This window comes from Halosimplex halobium (assembly GCF_051414055.1).
Classification (GTDB): domain Archaea; phylum Halobacteriota; class Halobacteria; order Halobacteriales; family Haloarculaceae; genus Halosimplex; species Halosimplex halobium.
The window spans coordinates 238,845-255,037 of record NZ_JBLKNX010000005.1; the positions used below are offsets into that span (position 1 = coordinate 238,845).

At 68.4% G+C, this 16,193-nt stretch carries 18 protein-coding genes; 13 read left to right on the forward strand and 5 right to left on the reverse strand.

Annotated features, from left to right (window positions below):
* The first annotated feature begins 11 nt into the window (after positions 1 to 11).
* Entirely contained in the window at positions 12 to 527 is a 516-nt protein-coding gene (locus ACMGFG_RS07750; RefSeq protein ID WP_436929763.1) for a DUF5813 family protein, read from the forward strand.
* Positions 528 to 591: 64 nt separating this feature from the next.
* Here the strand turns inward: ACMGFG_RS07750 and ACMGFG_RS07755 are convergent, their stop codons facing one another.
* The 5 genes from ACMGFG_RS07755 to cheB form a co-directional block, all read right to left on the reverse strand.
* The gene (locus ACMGFG_RS07755) at positions 592 to 1,455 is read right to left on the reverse strand and encodes a CheF family chemotaxis protein (RefSeq protein WP_436929764.1); all 864 of its coding nucleotides are present in this window, start codon (positions 1,453 to 1,455) and stop codon (positions 592 to 594) included.
* Positions 1,456 to 1,528: 73 nt separating this feature from the next.
* Complete coding sequence (locus ACMGFG_RS07760) at positions 1,529 to 2,755, reverse strand: HEAT repeat domain-containing protein (protein WP_436929765.1); 1,227 nt, start codon at positions 2,753 to 2,755, stop codon at positions 1,529 to 1,531.
* The gene (locus tag ACMGFG_RS07765; RefSeq protein WP_436929766.1) at positions 2,755 to 3,564 is read right to left on the reverse strand and encodes a CheR family methyltransferase; all 810 of its coding nucleotides are present in this window, start codon (positions 3,562 to 3,564) and stop codon (positions 2,755 to 2,757) included. The genes ACMGFG_RS07760 and ACMGFG_RS07765 overlap by 1 nt, the downstream gene beginning before the upstream one ends.
* 142 nt (positions 3,565 to 3,706) lie before the next feature.
* Entirely contained in the window at positions 3,707 to 5,941 is a 2,235-nt protein-coding gene (locus ACMGFG_RS07775) for an ATP-binding protein (RefSeq protein WP_495849349.1), read from the reverse strand.
* The gene (gene cheB / locus ACMGFG_RS07780; RefSeq protein ID WP_436929767.1) at positions 5,942 to 7,057 is read right to left on the reverse strand and encodes a chemotaxis-specific protein-glutamate methyltransferase CheB; all 1,116 of its coding nucleotides are present in this window, start codon (positions 7,055 to 7,057) and stop codon (positions 5,942 to 5,944) included.
* Between the two features lie 188 nt (positions 7,058 to 7,245).
* On the opposite strand from cheB, the gene ACMGFG_RS07785 reads away from it, so the two are divergent.
* From ACMGFG_RS07785 to arlF (ACMGFG_RS07840), 12 genes are all read left to right on the forward strand, one after another.
* A complete protein-coding gene (locus ACMGFG_RS07785) occupies positions 7,246 to 7,695 on the forward strand; it encodes a chemotaxis protein CheW (protein WP_436929768.1) in 450 nt (149 codons plus the stop codon).
* 169 nt (positions 7,696 to 7,864) lie between these two features.
* On the forward strand, positions 7,865 to 8,590 hold the full coding sequence (locus tag ACMGFG_RS07790; protein WP_436929769.1) for an RAD55 family ATPase: 726 nt from the start codon (positions 7,865 to 7,867) through the stop codon (positions 8,588 to 8,590).
* Positions 8,591 to 8,757: 167 nt separating this feature from the next.
* On the forward strand, positions 8,758 to 9,093 hold the full coding sequence (locus ACMGFG_RS07795; RefSeq protein WP_135362731.1) for an ArsR/SmtB family transcription factor: 336 nt from the start codon (positions 8,758 to 8,760) through the stop codon (positions 9,091 to 9,093).
* Between the two features lie 166 nt (positions 9,094 to 9,259).
* Positions 9,260 to 9,535: a DUF7521 family protein gene (locus tag ACMGFG_RS07800; protein WP_436929805.1), complete on the forward strand. Its 276-nt coding sequence runs from the start codon at positions 9,260 to 9,262 to the stop codon at positions 9,533 to 9,535.
* Between the two features lie 250 nt (positions 9,536 to 9,785).
* Positions 9,786 to 10,469, forward strand: a complete 684-nt coding sequence (locus ACMGFG_RS07805; RefSeq protein ID WP_436929770.1) for a flagellin — start codon at positions 9,786 to 9,788, stop codon at positions 10,467 to 10,469.
* A gap of 58 nt (positions 10,470 to 10,527) precedes the next feature.
* Positions 10,528 to 11,103: a DUF7500 family protein gene (locus tag ACMGFG_RS07810; RefSeq protein WP_436929771.1), complete on the forward strand. Its 576-nt coding sequence runs from the start codon at positions 10,528 to 10,530 to the stop codon at positions 11,101 to 11,103.
* A 138-nt stretch (positions 11,104 to 11,241) separates the two neighbouring features.
* Positions 11,242 to 11,601 carry a chemotaxis protein CheY gene (cheY, locus tag ACMGFG_RS07815; protein WP_436929772.1) on the forward strand — a complete coding sequence of 120 codons (360 nt, stop codon included), beginning with the start codon at positions 11,242 to 11,244 and terminating at the stop codon, positions 11,599 to 11,601.
* A complete protein-coding gene (locus ACMGFG_RS07820) occupies positions 11,598 to 12,812 on the forward strand; it encodes a chemotaxis protein CheC (RefSeq protein WP_436929773.1) in 1,215 nt (404 codons plus the stop codon). Before cheY ends, ACMGFG_RS07820 begins: the two co-directional genes overlap by 4 nt.
* A gap of 3 nt (positions 12,813 to 12,815) precedes the next feature.
* Complete coding sequence (locus ACMGFG_RS07825; RefSeq protein ID WP_436929774.1) at positions 12,816 to 13,337, forward strand: chemotaxis protein CheD; 522 nt, start codon at positions 12,816 to 12,818, stop codon at positions 13,335 to 13,337.
* Between the two features lie 239 nt (positions 13,338 to 13,576).
* Positions 13,577 to 15,268: a FlaD/FlaE family flagellar protein gene (locus tag ACMGFG_RS07830; protein WP_436929775.1), complete on the forward strand. Its 1,692-nt coding sequence runs from the start codon at positions 13,577 to 13,579 to the stop codon at positions 15,266 to 15,268.
* Positions 15,252 to 15,680, forward strand: a complete 429-nt coding sequence (gene arlF, locus ACMGFG_RS07835; RefSeq protein ID WP_436929776.1) for an archaellum stator protein ArlF — start codon at positions 15,252 to 15,254, stop codon at positions 15,678 to 15,680. The genes ACMGFG_RS07830 and arlF (ACMGFG_RS07835) overlap by 17 nt, the downstream gene beginning before the upstream one ends.
* Positions 15,680 to 16,144 carry an archaellum stator protein ArlF gene (gene arlF, locus ACMGFG_RS07840; RefSeq protein WP_436929777.1) on the forward strand — a complete coding sequence of 155 codons (465 nt, stop codon included), beginning with the start codon at positions 15,680 to 15,682 and terminating at the stop codon, positions 16,142 to 16,144. The genes arlF (ACMGFG_RS07835) and arlF (ACMGFG_RS07840) overlap by 1 nt, the downstream gene beginning before the upstream one ends.
* Positions 16,145 to 16,193 lie beyond the last annotated feature (49 nt).

Sequence of the window (16,193 nt, forward strand, 5' to 3'; positions counted from 1 at the left end):
AACCCTGGGTGATGACCGACGACACGCCGGCCGAGGCGCGCGAGGCCTTCGAGGCCCACGACGCGTTCGCGGCCGCCAACGGGGGCTACCGCGTGACGACGACCGTCTTCGACACCGAGGTGACGGCGAGCGGGCGCGACGACTACGCGACCGACTTCCGGGTGCGCGTCGACGTGCCGACGCTCCGGGCCGCCACCGAGGACGGCGAGGTGGGCGAGGCCGTCCAGTCGGGGTGGCTCGACACGCTCGAACGCCGACTCGAAGACGCACCGATGGCCACGCGCGCCTCCGTCGAACTCGACGGGTTCGACGTGGCGACCGCCGACGGGACCGTCACCGTCACCTACGAGTTCGGCTACGGCGACGCCGCCCGCGGGGTCAAGATCGCGAAGACGTTCGTCGAGTACGTCGAGGGGACCTACGTCGAGGGCGTCGTCCCCGGCTACGAGTACGGCGAACCCGTCGCCGACCTCCTGGGCGCCGCGGCGACCGGCGACGACGGCGAGCGCGGCGGGACGCCGCTGTAGTCCGGTTCTGACCGCAGTCTGCGCCGCGCCGCCCGCGACGCCCCGCCGCGCCCGCGCGGTGTCGCTACTGGTCGCCGATCACGTCGCTGGCGATGTTGCGCCCGCGGGCCTTCAGGCGCACGTCGCGGCGGACGCGTTTCTCGCGGAGGATGCCCTCCTCGACGAGCCGGTCGAAGACGGCCTCGACCTCCTCGACCTCCATGCCGACGAACTCCGGGATCTCGAACGGCGAGACGCCCGAGTAGAGGGCCATCAGGACCTCCATCTCCGTCTGGTCGAGGTCGGCGTCCGTCGCGTTCTGGAGCTCCCCCTGGCGGACGAGCGATTCGAGGATGGCGACGTGGCGGGTCGTCCCGGAGACGTACGTCTGGACGCTGGTGTCCGCCTCGTCGGTGTGTTCGACTTCCAGGACGCGGCGCTCGTCGCCGCGGACCGTCCCGTCCCTGACGGTGACCCCGCCCACGTCGACGAGTTCGACCTCGACGAACTGGCCGCTGGCGACGCCCAGCCCCACCGTGTCGGACTCGACGTTGATCCGTCCTTTCTCCCACTCCGTGTCCTGCACGACGCCGCCCTCGACCGCCGGGTGTTTGACGAGGACGACCTCGCCGTCCAGCAGCGCCGTGTAGAGGTGCTCCTCGAAGGTGTCGGCGTCCGCCGGCGCGACCAGGAACACGTCCGCGCCGGTCTGGATCGAGAAGTAGCCCGAGACGGCGGCCATCGCCCCCTCGGCGTTCTTGCGGTTCTTGACCGTGCTGACCTTCCCCAGGGCGATCTGCCGTTTGCCCTCGTTGCTGGCGAGGACGAGCCGCCGGTTCGAGAGGAGGATGCGCCCGCTCAGCCACTCCAGGTCGTTGACCTTCCGCCCGTCCCTGACGACTTGCACGAACCGACCCTGGGTGTCCGCCAGCGGGCGCTCGTCGCTCACGGGGGGACACCTCCCGCGGCGGACGCGTCAGAGCCGGACCGGACGGCGGGCGGGGCGCGTCGACGGGTGCCGTTCATCCGCGACCACCCAGCTTCGAGATGGCCGAGAAGGCCCGCTTGCGGATCTCCTCGGACTCCGTCTCGTCGAGCAACGCGTCGATGCGCTGGCGCGCGCGCTCGCCGCCGACCTTGCCGAGGGTGAACACGGCCTGGGCGCGCGCCTCCTCCGGGGCGTCGCTGTCGTCGACCAGATCGAGCAGGCGGTCCTCGACGGCTTCGCCGCCGAGTTCGGCGAGGCTGGTGGCCGCGAACTGGCCCGTCATCCGGTCGTCGGCGGCCAGCGCCTCGACCAGCGCGTCGACGACCCGCTCGCGCTCCTCGGCCTCGGTGACCCGGCCCAGCAGCCACGCCGTGTTGCGCTGCTGGGCGGCCTGCTGGCTCTCCTCCAGTATCTCGACGAGCGGGACGACGACGTTGCGGTCGTCGGTCTCGCTCAGCTGCTCGACGACGGTCTCGCGGATCTCGTGGCTCTGATCCGTGGGCACGTTGGCGAGCAACTCGACCAGCGAGTAGACGGCGGTGCGTCGCACCGCGGGGGCGTCGTCGGTCAGCGAGGCGACGAGGTACTCGACGGGCTGGGCGTTCGGGAAGTTGCCGAACGCGCCGACGGCCACCCGGCGGACCCGCTCGTCGCCGTCCTCGTACAGCGGGAGCAGCGCCGAGAGCGCCTGTCGGTTGCCGACGTTGCCGAGCGCCTCGGCGGCCTCCCGGCGGACCTTCGAGTTCGAGTCCGTCAGCAGCCCCTCCAGCCCGTCGGTCGCACGGGAGTCGGCGATCTGTCCACAGGCGCGGGCGGCCCGCGCCCGGACCCGCGGGTCGGGGTCGTCGAACCGCTCGACGAGCTTCGGGACGGCGTCGGCCTGTTCGAGCGCGCCCAGCCCGTTGGCGGCGGCCATCCGCAGCTCCGGGACGGCGGCGTCCAGCGCCTTCGCGAACGCCTGGGCCTTCATCCAGTCGGCCCCCTCGCCCATGTCGATCCCGGCCATCTCCGCGATCAGCCGCTCGATGGCGTCGCCGCCCAGCTGGTCGAGCGAGTCGACCGCGGCGGCGGTCACCGCGGCGCTGTCGTCGGCCTCGGCGACGCTCACCAGGGCGTTGACCACGTCCGCGCGGTCGTCGTGGTCGTCGAAGTTGCCCAGCAGCTCGGCGGCGCGGGCGCGCAGCTCCGGGTTGTCGCTGCGGCGCATCACGCCGATGAGCTCCTGCACGTCGCCGTTCCGTTCGAGCTGGTAGAGTGACATCAGGCGCGTCTGTAGATGCGGTGTTTCTTCTCGACCGGGTCGTAGCGGTCGCGGAACTCCGCGGGCAGGGTCTCGGTCATCCCGATCATCAGGTAGCCCGCCTCGGAGAGCGACCCGGTGATCGTCTCGAAGATGGGGACCTTGTAGTCGGCATCGATGTAGATGAGCAGGTTCCGGCAGCAGACGAGGTCGAACTCGCCTTTCTCAGGGCCGCGGATGAGGTCGTGGCGCTCGAACTCCACGAGGTCGGCCACGCGGTCGGTGACGGTGAACACGTCGCCCTCTCGGTCGACGTACGGCTCGTAGGCCGAGAGCGGTTCGAGTTCCGCCTCGATGTCCGTCGTCTGGGAGGTCTCGTAGCGGCCCCGGCGGGCGGTCCGGAGGATCTCGCGGTTGATGTCCGTGCCGAGGATCTCGACCCGGCGGGCGTCGATCTCGTCGTCGTCGAGCGCGAGCATCGCGATCGAGTACGGCTCGCGGCCGTCCGCGCAGGGGGCGCTCCAGACCGAGACGCGGCGCTGTTCGGCGGTGAGGTCGCGCAGCACCGCCCGCAGCGACTCCCAGGCCTCGGGGTTGCGGAAGAAGCCGGTGACGTTGATCGACAGCGAGTCGAGCAACTGCTCGCGCTCGCCGTCGTCGTCCTCCAGTAGCCGCTGGTAGGCGCGATAGTCGTCGGCGTCGGTGCGGCGCATCCGTGCGTTGATCCGCCGGTCGAGGTAGGCGTCGTTGTAGAAGCCCGACTCGAAGTCGAGTTCGCGCTCGATGTAGCTCAGCAGCTCGTCGAACGCCTGGTCGCGCTCCTGTCTCATGGTCGCCCCCCGCCGGTCAGCGTCGTCCGCCGGTCGGTTGTCGCCGTCCGTCGGTCGGTCGGCGTTCGCCGTCGGCTTCGCATCGTCGGTCCGGCGTCCCCCGTGCGTTCGGTCATGTCGGTTCCTGCGTGTCCCAGTAGCATCAAAGCGTCACCACGTCGAGGATGTGGACGATGTTCCCGTCGCCCAGCACCGCGGTCCCGCTGAGGCCGGGCGTCCCGCTGAGGATCCCTTCCAGCGGCTTGACGACGACCTCCTCCTGGCTATTCACGGCGTCGCAGCGCAGCGCGACCTGGCGCTCGGACTCCCGAATGCGGACGAGCATCCCCTCGTCCCCGCCCGTGCCGACGGCCCCCGCCATCGCGTCGCTGCCGGCACCCGCGGCCGCCGCGGCGGCTCCGTCGCCGGGTGCCGTCGACTCCTCGCTCCCGCCGGACGCGTGGGCGCCCCCATCGGCTTCTTCGGTCGGCTCGCCGCCGTCGGTGGCGGCCGTCTCGGTCCCGTCGGTCTCGGCGGTCGCGTGCGTCCCGGGCACGTCGAAGCGCTCGGCGAGGTCGATCACGGGGTAGATGTCGTCGTTGTGTTTGATGACGTCGTTGCCGTTGATCTGTTTGACCTCTGTCGTTCGGGTGATCTCGTCGACGTTCTTCAGCGGGACGCCGTACTCCTCGTCGCCGACCTCGACGAACAGCACCTTGACGATGGCCATCGTCACCGGCAGGCGCAGGGAGACGGTCGTCCCCTCGCCCGGTTCGGAGTCGACGCTGACCGAGCCGTCCAGTTGCGTGACCGTGTCGTGGACCACGTCCATGCCGACGCCGCGGCCGCTGGTGTCGGTCACCTCGTCGGCCGTCGAGAAGCCGGGGTGGAAGATCAGGTCGTACACCGCCGAGTCGCTCATCGCCTCGATCTCGTCGGAGGAGCGCACGCCCTTCTCGATGGCCTTGCGCTTGATGCCCTCCACGTCGAGGCCGGCGCCGTCGTCCTCGACCTCGATGATGACGTGGTCGCGTTCCCGGGAGGCGCGCAGCTCGACCTGGCCCGTCCGGGGCTTGCCCTTCCGCTCGCGCTCCTCGGGCGGTTCGATCCCGTGGTCCAGCGAGTTGCGGATGATGTGCATCAGGGGGTCGGAGATCTCGGTGAGGATCGTCCGGTCGAGCTCGATGTCCTCGCCCTCGATGGTAAACTCCACGTCCTTGTCGAGCTCCCGGGAGAGGTCCCGGACCATCCGCGGGAACTTGCCGACGACCTTCTTCAGCGGGATGAGCCGCATGTCCATCACCGTGTTCTGGAGGTTCGCGGTGATCTTGTCGAGCTCGTTGAGGTTCTCGGAGGCGCCCGCCAGGTCGTCGGTCTCGACGGCCCGCCGGAGCTTGATGCGGCTGGTGACCAGCTGCTCGACCAGCCCGTGCAGGTCGTCCAGCTGGTCCACGTCGACCCGGACGGACTTGATCTCGTCGACGGAGGCTCCCTCGTCGCCACCCGAGGCCGCCTGCGGCGCGTCACCGGCGGGTCCGGCCTCGCCGGCCTCGGCGTCCCCCGCGGTTCCGGAACCGGCGGCGCCCGCGTCGGAGCCGGCGTCGCTCAGGGCGTCGGTCACGTCGGTCACGTCGGCGTCGTCGACGGCACCGATGGCGTCCAGTTCGGCCGCGGCGGCGTCGGCGTCGGGCGCGTCGAGCGCGAGCGCGAAGGTCTCCTCGAACTCGCCGTCCTCGATGGCCTCGCAGTCGGGGTCGGCGTCGAGCAGGTCGAACGCGTCGGTGATCCGGTCGACGGCGAGCATCGCGTCGACGCCGAGCATGTCGCCCTCGCCGACCGACACGTCCGCGCGGACGACACGCCCCTCGGCGTCGTCGGCCGACACGTCGAAGTTCTCGACGGCGGCCCCGTCGGCCCCCTCGGTGGCTGTCCCGTCGTCGCCCGCGGCAGTCCCGGCGGCACCGCCTGCGGCGCCACCGGCCGCAGCGTCGGGCGCCTCGCCGGACTCGGCGTCGAAGTCGCTCTCCTCGAGGACGGCCCGGAGTTGCGCGACCATCTCCGTCGTGTCTGTCGTCGACTCGCCCTCGGCCTCGATCTCGCGCACGATGGCCTCGATCATGTCCACGCCGGCGAAGATGAGGTCCATCCGCTCGGGGGTGACCGCCATCTCGTCCTGGCGCATCGCGTCGAGCAGGTCCTCGATGGCGTGGGCCAGGTCGCTGGCGTCCTCGAAGCCCATGGCGCCGAAGTTGCCCTTCAGCGTGTGGGCCGTCCGGAAGATCTGGTCCATCGCGGCCTGGTCGTCCGGGTCGGACTCCAGGTCGAGCAACGAGTTGTTCAGGTCGGTGATCGCTTCCTCACTCTCGCGGATAAACGCGTCAAGATACTGGTCGTCCATTTAGGTCACCTCGAATGCGTCGAGTACCGCCGCCGCAACGTCGTTGACCGGCGCCACGCCGTCCACGCAGCCGGTCTCGATCGCCCGCTTGGGCATCCCGAAGACGGCCGACGTGGCCTCGTCCTGGGCGACGGTGTAACCGCCCGCCTCGTGGATGGCGCGGATGCCGGCCGCGCCGTCCTCGCCCATCCCGGTCAGGATGACGCCGGCGAGGGGGTCCGTGATCCGCTCGGCCGCCGTCTCCATGGTCACGTCGACCGCCGGCCTGACGTTGTTGACCGGCGGGTCCTGCGTGAGCCCGACCCGGACGCGACCGCGCCGGTAACCGGTCACTTCCATGTGGTAGTCGCCGGCGGCGATGAGCGCCTCGCCGCCGCCGATCCGGGCGCCGTCCGCCGCCTCCTGCACGTCGTACTCGCTGCGGGCGTCCAGGCGCTCGGCGAACCGGCCGGTGAACCCGCTCGGCATGTGCTGGACCACCAGCACGCGCAGGTCCGCCGCCAGTGGCAGGTCCGAGAGGACCTGCTCGACGACGGTCGGCCCGCCGGTCGAGGAGCCGACGACGACGGTCGGGTTGTCGACGTACTCCGTCGTCGCGGTCCCCGTATCGGGGCCGGTCGTCCCCGTCCCGGCCGCTCCGTCGGGGTCGACGCCGCCGGTATCCACCCCCGACCCGGCGGTCCGGGCCGAGGCCACGTCCGAGGAGTCGGTCGGGTCGACGGCCGCGACGGACTCGACGACCTCGACAAGCTGGTCCTGCAGGCGGGACATCTCCATCGACACCTCGCCGCCGGGTTTGCGGAAGAAGTCGACGGCGCCCTTCTCCAGGGCCTCGAAGGTCACGTCGGCGTTCTCGTCGGTGTGAGCCGAGAGCATCAGGATCGGGGTCGGCCTGGTCGACATGATGCGCTCGGTCGCCTCGATGCCGTTCATCTCGGGCATCTCCACGTCCATCGTCACCACGTCGGGGTCGGTTTCGACGACCGCCTCGACGGCCTCCCGGCCGTGTTTCGCCTGAGCCACCACGTCGATGCCGCCCTCCTCAAGGATGTCGGAGATGACGCTCCGCATGAAATGCGAGTCGTCGGCGACTACCGCGCGTGGCGAACCTACCATGTCGAGCCCCCGGTGACGGCTCGGGCGCGGCCCGAACGGCGTCGCCGGAACCCAGCCGGAGCCGGCACCATACCTACTCACGTGTGGCGGTAGCGCCGGGATAAAGACTCCGCCCGCCGTATCAGCGATGATAACCCGGGAGACACCCTTAAGTCGCCGTCGCGGGCTCTTTCGGGCAACGGGTACACATGGCATCAGGCACTCAGGGCGCGGCCCCGGCGGCGACGGACGGACAGGTGCTGGAGTTCTCGCTGGGCGCGGAGACCTACTGCGTGAGCATCGACTACGTCACCGAGATCGTCGACGCCGGCGAGGTGACGACGGTCCCGAACTCGCCGCCGCACGTCCGCGGCGTGATGGACCTGCGCGGGCGCACGACGTCGATCGTCGACCCGAAGGTCGTCTTCGGCATCGACGGCGACGGGGCCGAGCGACGGATCATCGTCTTCGACCCCGCGATCGTCGACGACGGGGGCGCTGCCGGCTGGCTGGTCGACGAGGTCTACCAGGTCGTCCGGGTCGACGGCTCGGACGTCGACGACTCCCCCTCGCGGGACACCGACGCCATCCGCGGCGTCGTCAAGCGCGACGACGGGTTCGTCATCTGGGTCGACCCGAAGGCCGTCCACTCGGGCTGACGGGGGCGGCGCCCGCGTCGTCAGCCCCGGCGCTCCGGTAAGCGGACCGTACTGGTCCCGCCCGACCGGCCCTGTCTGCCCCGCCCGCCAACTGATCGCATGAACAAGACTTTTTACCACAGACACCGGATGCTCCACCAGCCGAGCGCCGCGAGGATCCACGGAAGACATGATCGAACTAACGAAAACCGGAATCGACGGGTTGGACGAGATCCTGAACGGTGGTATTGTCAAGAATTCGACGACCCTGGTGAGCGGGAACCCCGGGGCGGGCAAGAGCATCCTCTGTCTGCAGTTCATTTACAACGGCGTCGAAAAGTTCGACGAGAAGGGCATCTACCTGACCTTCGAGGAGGACGAGGAGGACCTGCGGGAGGCCGCCGAGTCGATCGGTTTCGAGAACTGGAGCGAACACGTCGAGAACGGCGACATCAAGATCTACGACAAGAAGGTGCTGCTGCGCGAGAACGACTTCTCGTCGTCGCTGGAACTACTGCTCGACGACTTCGAGGACAACGACTACGACCGGGTCGTCCTCGACTCGCTGGCGATGTTCGAGCTGTTCTTCGAGACCGAACAGGAGAAACGCACCTACCTCCTGAAGTTCACGGACATCCTGAGCCAGAACGACCTGACGACGCTGATGACCAACGAGCAGGGCGCGGTCTTCCCGGAGACGGAGATCGGGCTGGAGAACTACCTCACCGACGGGAACATCTACCTGATCCAGACGCCGACGGAGTCGGGCGTCAACCGCTACGTCTGGGTGGCGAAGATGCGCAAACAGGACATCGAGACCGACATCTTCCCGATGGAGATCTCCCAGGGCGGGATCCGCGTCCACCAGAACGCCAGCGCGTTCTCGATGATGAGCGAGGACGACAACCCGCTCTGAACCGCCCCGTTCTCACGAGCGTAATCGGTTATTACTTCCGAAAACGCGCCCGATGAACAGTCTCGCAGCCGTTCGGGCCGGATCCGCCCTCCCGCTTACGCTCCGGTAAGCGGCTGGTACTGGCAGCGATAGATTTATACTCCGGTGAATATACGTTTTGATAACGGATGGCTTCAGCCGAGATCCTCCAGACCCTGGGGAACAAATACAGCGCAGAGATCCTGGACGCGACCGACGAGCCCCAGTCCGCCCAGGAACTGAGCGACGAGCTCGGGATCCCGATCGCCACCTGTTATCGCCGGATCGACGAGTTGACCGAGCACGACCTGCTCGAACTCCACGACAACATCCTCTCGGACGACCGGCGACGCATCAAGGTGTACCGTCGCAACGTCGATCAGGTCCACATCGACTTCGAGGAGTCGCTGACCGTCGAGGTCGAGGAGCGGACCGAGGTCACGAACAAGCTCGACGAGGCCTGGCGCACGCTCTCAGAGGGCTAGTCCGCGCGTACGCGCGACCCGGGGGCGCCCCTGCCCGCGTGTCGTCGCCCGGTCGGCTGGGGTCTGCGACCGCGGGGCCCCTCCCTTCACCCCTGTTATCACGAGGGATATTTTCGAGAGTGGATTTAATACGGGGTGTCGAGAACCCCGAGTCAACGTGGTCACAGTGATCGAACTACTCTACGCCGTGTCGACGCTCGTCTTCGTCGTCGCCGGGCTGACGATGGTGGGCATGGCGATGCGCGCGTACGTGCAGACGTCCCGACAGGCGATGCTCCACCTCTCGCTGGGGTTCTCGCTGGCGGTGGCCGGCGCCGCCGCGACGATGATCAGCGCCTTCCTGACCGGCTTCGCGGGCCCGCGGTCGCTGTTGCTCGTCAACAGCGGGCTGACGACCTTCGGGTACCTCTTCGTCATGTACAGTCTGGTCACCTACGAGTGAGGGGACGGCGGTAGCGTTATCATATTTTCAAGTAATACTAGATTTCACTTCGCCTGGTGAAATGCTCCACGATGTCCGTAAAACACCGGTTTTAAACTATCTGTGTCGTGTTTTTCCTCGCTGAAAACGACCCTCGTTCCGGTAGCCTCCGATTTTAATATCGATAATTGGGTAGACACCCTTAATATGGAAGCGTAGAATCCTCGGAGTAGAGTCCGGGGCGGCGAACGGCTCCCGGGCGGAGAATCCCATGCTAGACAACGAACGCAACGAACGAGACCGCGGGCAGGTCGGTATCGGGACCCTCATCGTGTTCATCGCGATGGTCCTGGTGGCGGCGATCGCGGCGGGCGTACTGATCAACACTGCGGGCTTCCTGCAGACGAAATCCGAAGAGACGGGCCAGCAGTCCGGACAGCAGGTCACCAACCGGCTGCAGGTCTCGGCGGCGACGGGGTCGAACCTCAGTGACGCGTCGGTCGGTATCGTGAACCTCACGGTCAAGAAGTCCCCGGGAGCGAGTAACATCGACCTCGAGAACGCGACCGTCCAGTGGGTCGGCCCCTCGGGCACGTACAATCTGGTCAACTCCAGCGTCGACGCGGCCGGTGCGGACGGCCACTTCGGGATCGTCCCCTTCAAGGACGCCGACAGTTCCCACCCCGTCCTCAACGACCCTGACGACCGGATGGTGATGGTCTTCGACATCGGCCACGACGACGTGGCGGTCGACGACGACATGTCGCTGGACGACGCGACCCGTATGAAGTCCACGTCCGGTGCGGCCAGTGGTGACGGCGAGACGTTCTTCGGCGACCAGGTCCCCGAAGGCGCGTCCATCAACGTCAAGATCACCACCAAGTCCGGTGCGACCACGAGCGAACAGCTGACCGTCCCCGAGACGATCTCGGGCGCCGAAGCTGTCCAGCTCTAAACCTGTCGAATAGCGGATATTCGACGGAACTAAACCCTTTTATCGCGGACAGTAGCGTATGGCCAAGGGCGACGACGAACCGATCGACGGGGACGACGGTCCCATCCTCTCGCCCGACGAGCTCGACATCACCGACGACGAGCACGTCGCCGAGATCGACGACGGCCGCTACGTCGTCTCCCCGGGCGACCCCATCGGGGACGTACCGTCGGTCGACGAGGGGTCGTCGACCGAGTCGAGCCCCGAACCGGCACCGGAACCGGCCGCCGAGCCGACGCCGGAGCTGACCGAGGAGGCCGTCCACGAGTTCCTCGCGACCCGGTTCGACGACTCCGGGTCGCGGTACGGCTTCGACATCACGGCGACGTTCGACGGGGCGACCCGCCAGCGACAGATGGTCTCGAACGACGTGGTGACGATCTTCGAGAGCCTCGTCCTGTGGTACGCCCAGCAGATCGACGGCAAGACACCCGTCGAGGAGGTGCTGGGGATCCTGCTCATGGAGGCCAACGTCCCCGTCCGCTACCCGCCGAGCAGCCTCCGGCGGCTGCTCGAATCGACCGAGCTCTCCCCGGACGACTCGATCGCGGACCTCATCGCCGCCGTCGGTGACGAGGACGGATTCCGGATCTGAACGGCCCCCCACCGGGTGCCCGCCGGGGTCGGACCGCCCGACCGCCGTCGGGTCGACCGTCGCCGGGTGCTATCAATCCCGATAATTTACGGGAAGCCTTTATCTCCCGTTTCACAGTACACGTGGAGTGTTAGGCCCATGTCAGACGTATTGATAGCCGACGACTCGGAGTTCATGCGAAACCTGCTGCGGGAGATTCTGGAGGAGGACCACAACATCGTCGGGGAGGTGGAGAACGGCGTCGAGGCGGTCGAGACGTACAAGGAAGCGAAGCCGGACCTCGTGATGATGGACATCGTGATGCCGATCCGCGACGGGATCGAGGCGACCGACGAGATCAAGTCCGCCAACCCCGAGGCGAACGTCATCATGTGTACCAGCGTCGGCCAGGAGGAGAAGATGAAGGAGGCGGTCAGAGCCGGCGCGGACGGCTACATCACGAAGCCGTTCCAGAAACCGAGCGTCATGGAAGCCATCGAGGACGTCGTCCCGTCATGAAGGTCGACGTCCAGTCGCTCGGGACGTTCAACCGCCTCGCTCACGAGGGCGCCGAACAGGCGACCGCCTCGCTGTGCCAGATGACCGGTCTCGACGCCGTCGTCGACGTGACGAAGATCACGCTGGTCGACCGCGCGGACGTGGGCGAGCAACTGTCCGACGGCGAGTACGTCGGCGTCCAGTTCACCTTCGACGGGGAACTCGCGGGCGACACGGCGCTCGTGTTCGACCGTGCCGGCAGCGAGACGATCGTCGAGTCGCTGGTGCCCGGCGGTGCAGACGACGAAGCGATGGCCCGCTCCAGCGTCGAGGAGATCGGCAACATCATGATGAGCGGGTTCATCGACGGCTGGGCTGACTTCCTGGAGACGACCATCGAGCACTCCCCGCCCGAGTACGTGACCGGCGACGGGTCGGCGATGCTGCCCGAATCGCCGGAGGGCGCCGAGCGCGACCAGGTGTTCGTCTTCAAGAGCGAGATCGAGTGGGTCGACGAGTCGGTGAGCTTCTACATCTACATGTTCCCCGAGTACGACCCGCTCGCGGACGTGATGGCCCGGACCGCCGACACCGAGGACGACGCCATCCCGGTCGACAAGCTCGAGGTCTTCAACGAGATGACCAAGGACGGCACCCGGCAGGCCGCCGAGAACGTCGAGATGATGACCGGCATCGAGACCGAGGCGGAGGTCACCCGGCTCAGCTTCGCGCCCATCGAGGACGTGCCCAAGCAGATCGGCACGGACACCTACGTCGGGACCGTCGTCGAGTTCACGGGCGTCCCGAGCGGCTTCCTCCTCGTGCTGTTCGACGAGGCGTCGGCGGTCCACATCGCCGAGGCGATGATGCCGGTCGAGATGGACGCCGACGAGCTGACCGACCAGCACAAGGCCGCCATCGAGGAGCTGGGCAACATCATGACCTCGGGGTTCGTCGACGGCTGGGCGAACGTGCTCCAGACCTCGGTCGACCACACGCCCCCGCGGCTGGTCCACGACATGGGCCGGGCGATCGTCGACCCGCTGGCCGCCCAGGTCGGCCAGCACCAGGAGCACGCGTTCATCATCGACTCGGAGATGCGCACCGACGACATCGCCTTCGGCGCCGAGATCCACGCCCTCCCGAACGAAACGGAGTTACGGCAGGCGCTCGACGAGCTACTCGTCGAACGAGCGGACGAGACCGAAGCCGACGTGGAAACGATCTTCTGACACATGAAAGTCTACGATGGGACGACGACCGAGAGCGAGCCCGCGACCCGGCCCGAGCGGGTGAAAGTCGGGATCGCCGAGTCGAAGGTCGCCGACGGGGAGGCACACCTCACGACGAGCGGACTCGGGTCGTGCCTCGGCGTGGCGGTGTACGACCCGGCGGCGGGCGTCGCCGGCCTCGTCCACGCCATGCTCCCCTCGATCGACGAGATGGAGGGCGACAACGAGGCGAAGTTCGCCGACTCCGGGATCCGCGCGCTCGTCGCCGACATGGAGCGGCGGGGCGCCGACCGCGAGCGTATGACGGCGAAGCTCGCCGGCGGCAGCGACATGCTCGACTTCTCCGAGAACGGCTCGGGGATCGGCGCCCGCAACGTCGAGCGGGGCCGGCGGACCCTCGCCGAGTTCGACATCCCCGTCGTCGGCGAGGACGTCGGCGGCGACCACGGCCGCTCGCTGCGACTCGAGACCGGGTCCGGCGACCTCGTCGTCAAGAGCGCGAACCGCGACCCGATCACGCTGTGAGACGGGAACGACCACGCGATAGGATGGGAGAACGTCCGACGCGCGTCCGACGGGGGCGCGCCCGGGGCTTCAGGGAACACGCTCGTTTCTCGCTTTCTTTCTCGAAATTTACGTCCGACGTTTCTTTCCGCCTCTCCGGCGTTGATTCAACGCTATTAGGCCGGAATTAACTCCTCTGTTATCAGTAATGATATCAGAAACGGTACATTGAAGGGCGTTAGAGCGGAGTTACGTACGTAATGAGTCCCGTCGCTCAGTCGCTGGGCCCGGCCCTGCCGGGCGCGTCGGACGCCCTACCCGGACTGCTGGTCGTGTTGACCAGCGGCCTCGTCGGGATGAGTATCCGGCAGATGATCGACATCTTCGGCGACGGCGACGGGAGCGACGAGGACGACGAGAGCATGGCCGACGGCGGGCTGATGGCCGACGAGGGTGACGACGAGGAGCTGGGCGGCTTCGGCGGTCTCGAGGACGACGGCGACGACGAGTTCGGCGAGTTCGGCGACGACGAGTTCGGCGACATGGACGAGGGCGGCGCCGACACCGACGAGCTCGAACACCGCCTCGACGAGCTGGAGACGGAGGTGGGCAGCCTCTCCTCGACGGTCAACACCGTCCGCAACGAGAACGAGCAGATCGCCGAGACGGTCGACGACGTCGAGGAGAACGTCCGGAAGCTGCTGGACATCTACGAGATGGTCACCCGCGGGGTCAACCCCTTCGCCGACGACATGGAGCCCGGGGGGATGGGCGGCGCGGGCGCCGGTGGCGGCAACTTCGGGCTGTTCGACGACGGCGACGACGGCGACGACGAGGAGGACCTGGACGACGAGATCGCCAACGCCGACGCCGAGGGCTTCTTCGACGAGGACCTGGTCGAGGACGACGGCGCCCCGGAGGACGGGGTCGACGACGTGATGGGCGGCGGTGGCGGCGACGACCTCGGCGGGTTCGAGGACGACGGCGGCACGTTCGACGACGGCGCGCTCGACGAGGGCGACGACCTCGGCGGGATGGACGACTTCGACGACGACCTGGACGGCGAGTTCGACGCGGACGACGACGGAGGGAGCGACGACATGAGCGACGCATCCGACGGGGAGGGCGGCAAGTCCTTCGCGGAACTGAAAGACGAGTACGAGTCCGGTGACGCCGAGTGGGCCGACGAACTCGAGGAGGGAGACGACGAGGCGGACGCGGAGGACGGCGACGAGGAACTCGCCGACGACCTCGGCGACGCCGACGACCTCCTCGAGGAGTCGGGCGACGACATGGCCGACGACGACCTCTTCGACGAGGTCATCGAGGACGACGGGATGGACGGGGTCGACGACGCCGTCGAGACCGACGGCGAATCGGCCGACGAGGCGGATACGACGGCGTCTGAACCGGCCGAGGCCGGATCGGACCCGGAACCGGAGTCCGATCCGGACCCGGAACCCGCGACGGACACGGAACCCGCGACGGACCCGGAACCCGCGACGGACCCGGAACCCGCGACGGACACGGAACCGGAATCGGCGGCGGACTCGGGCACCCGGCCGGGGAGCGACGCGGCGGACGCGGCCGCCGGAGCGGCGGCCGATTCCGACGGCAAGCCGTACCTGGCGACGATGCCCGAGGGGCTGGCGGCCGAGCTCGTCGTCGTCGAGTGGCTGGAGTACCTCGTCGACCGGGTGGGCGTCCGCGAGACGGCGCGGGCCATCGACTACTACGAGCGGATCGACTGGGTGGCCGAGCCGGTCGCCGAGGACCTGCAGGCGTACCTGCGCGGGTTCGACGGCTCGGGTGGCGAGGGCGGACTCACGATCGACCACCACACCCGGAGCCTGCGATACATCAGCCAGCTCGACGGCGACGCCGCCGAGTCCGTCGCGCTCTCGAAACTCGCGGGGTCCCGGGGAGGTGGTACCGATGGGCTTCAGCGTTAGCGGCTCGGCGGCGCTGGTGTTCGCCGGCCTGCTCATCGCCTTCGGCATGTGGCACGGCGCCGCCTCCGACAGCTTCGAGCGGGTCTCGGAGGCCCGGAGCGACCGGGCGGACCGCCTGCTCGACCAGCAGAACACGGCGATCACCCTCGCCGCGACGTACGTCGACGGGACGCTCACCGTCGAGGCCACCAACGACGGCTCGACGGCGCTGTCGCTCAACCGGACGGACATCCTGGTCGACAACGAATACGAGACCGACTGGCGGGCGAACGCCACGGTCGACGGCGACGAGGAGACGTACCTCTGGTTGCCGGGCGAACAGCTCACCGTCGAGATCACCACGGGCAGCACGCCCAGCCGCGTCAAGCTCGCCACCGAGGACGGCGTCTCGGGCACGGAGGTGGTCGCCTGATGGGCTTCTCCGTCAGCGGCTCGCTGGTCGTGGTCCTGCTGGGGCTGTTCGTCGCCCTGTCGGCGTTCTACGGCAGCGTCTCCAACGCCGGCGAGCGGGTCGCCGAGGCCCGGGACGCCGCGGCCGACCGCGCCGACCGGATCGCCGGGGCCGACATCGCGATCACGGGCGTAGACGTGCTCTCGGACCCCTGCGGTGTCCGCGTCGCGGTCAACAACACCGGGTCGACGAAACTCCTGCTGAGCGACACGGACCTGCTGCTGGACAACGGCTACCGGACCGGCTGGGCGGGCGCGGCCGTCGTCGACGGCACCGCCAACGGGTCGGAGCCGGGGACGGACCTGTGGCTCCCCGGCGAGCGCCTCACGGTCGAGGAGACGGGCCTCGACGCGGCACCCCGGTCGGTCAAGGTCGTCTCCGGGCCCGGCGTCGCCGCCACGCGGGAGGTGACCGCCGCGTGCTAGCGAGTCGACGCGCTGCAGCGCGTCTCGCGCGACGGCCGGCTCGTCCGGC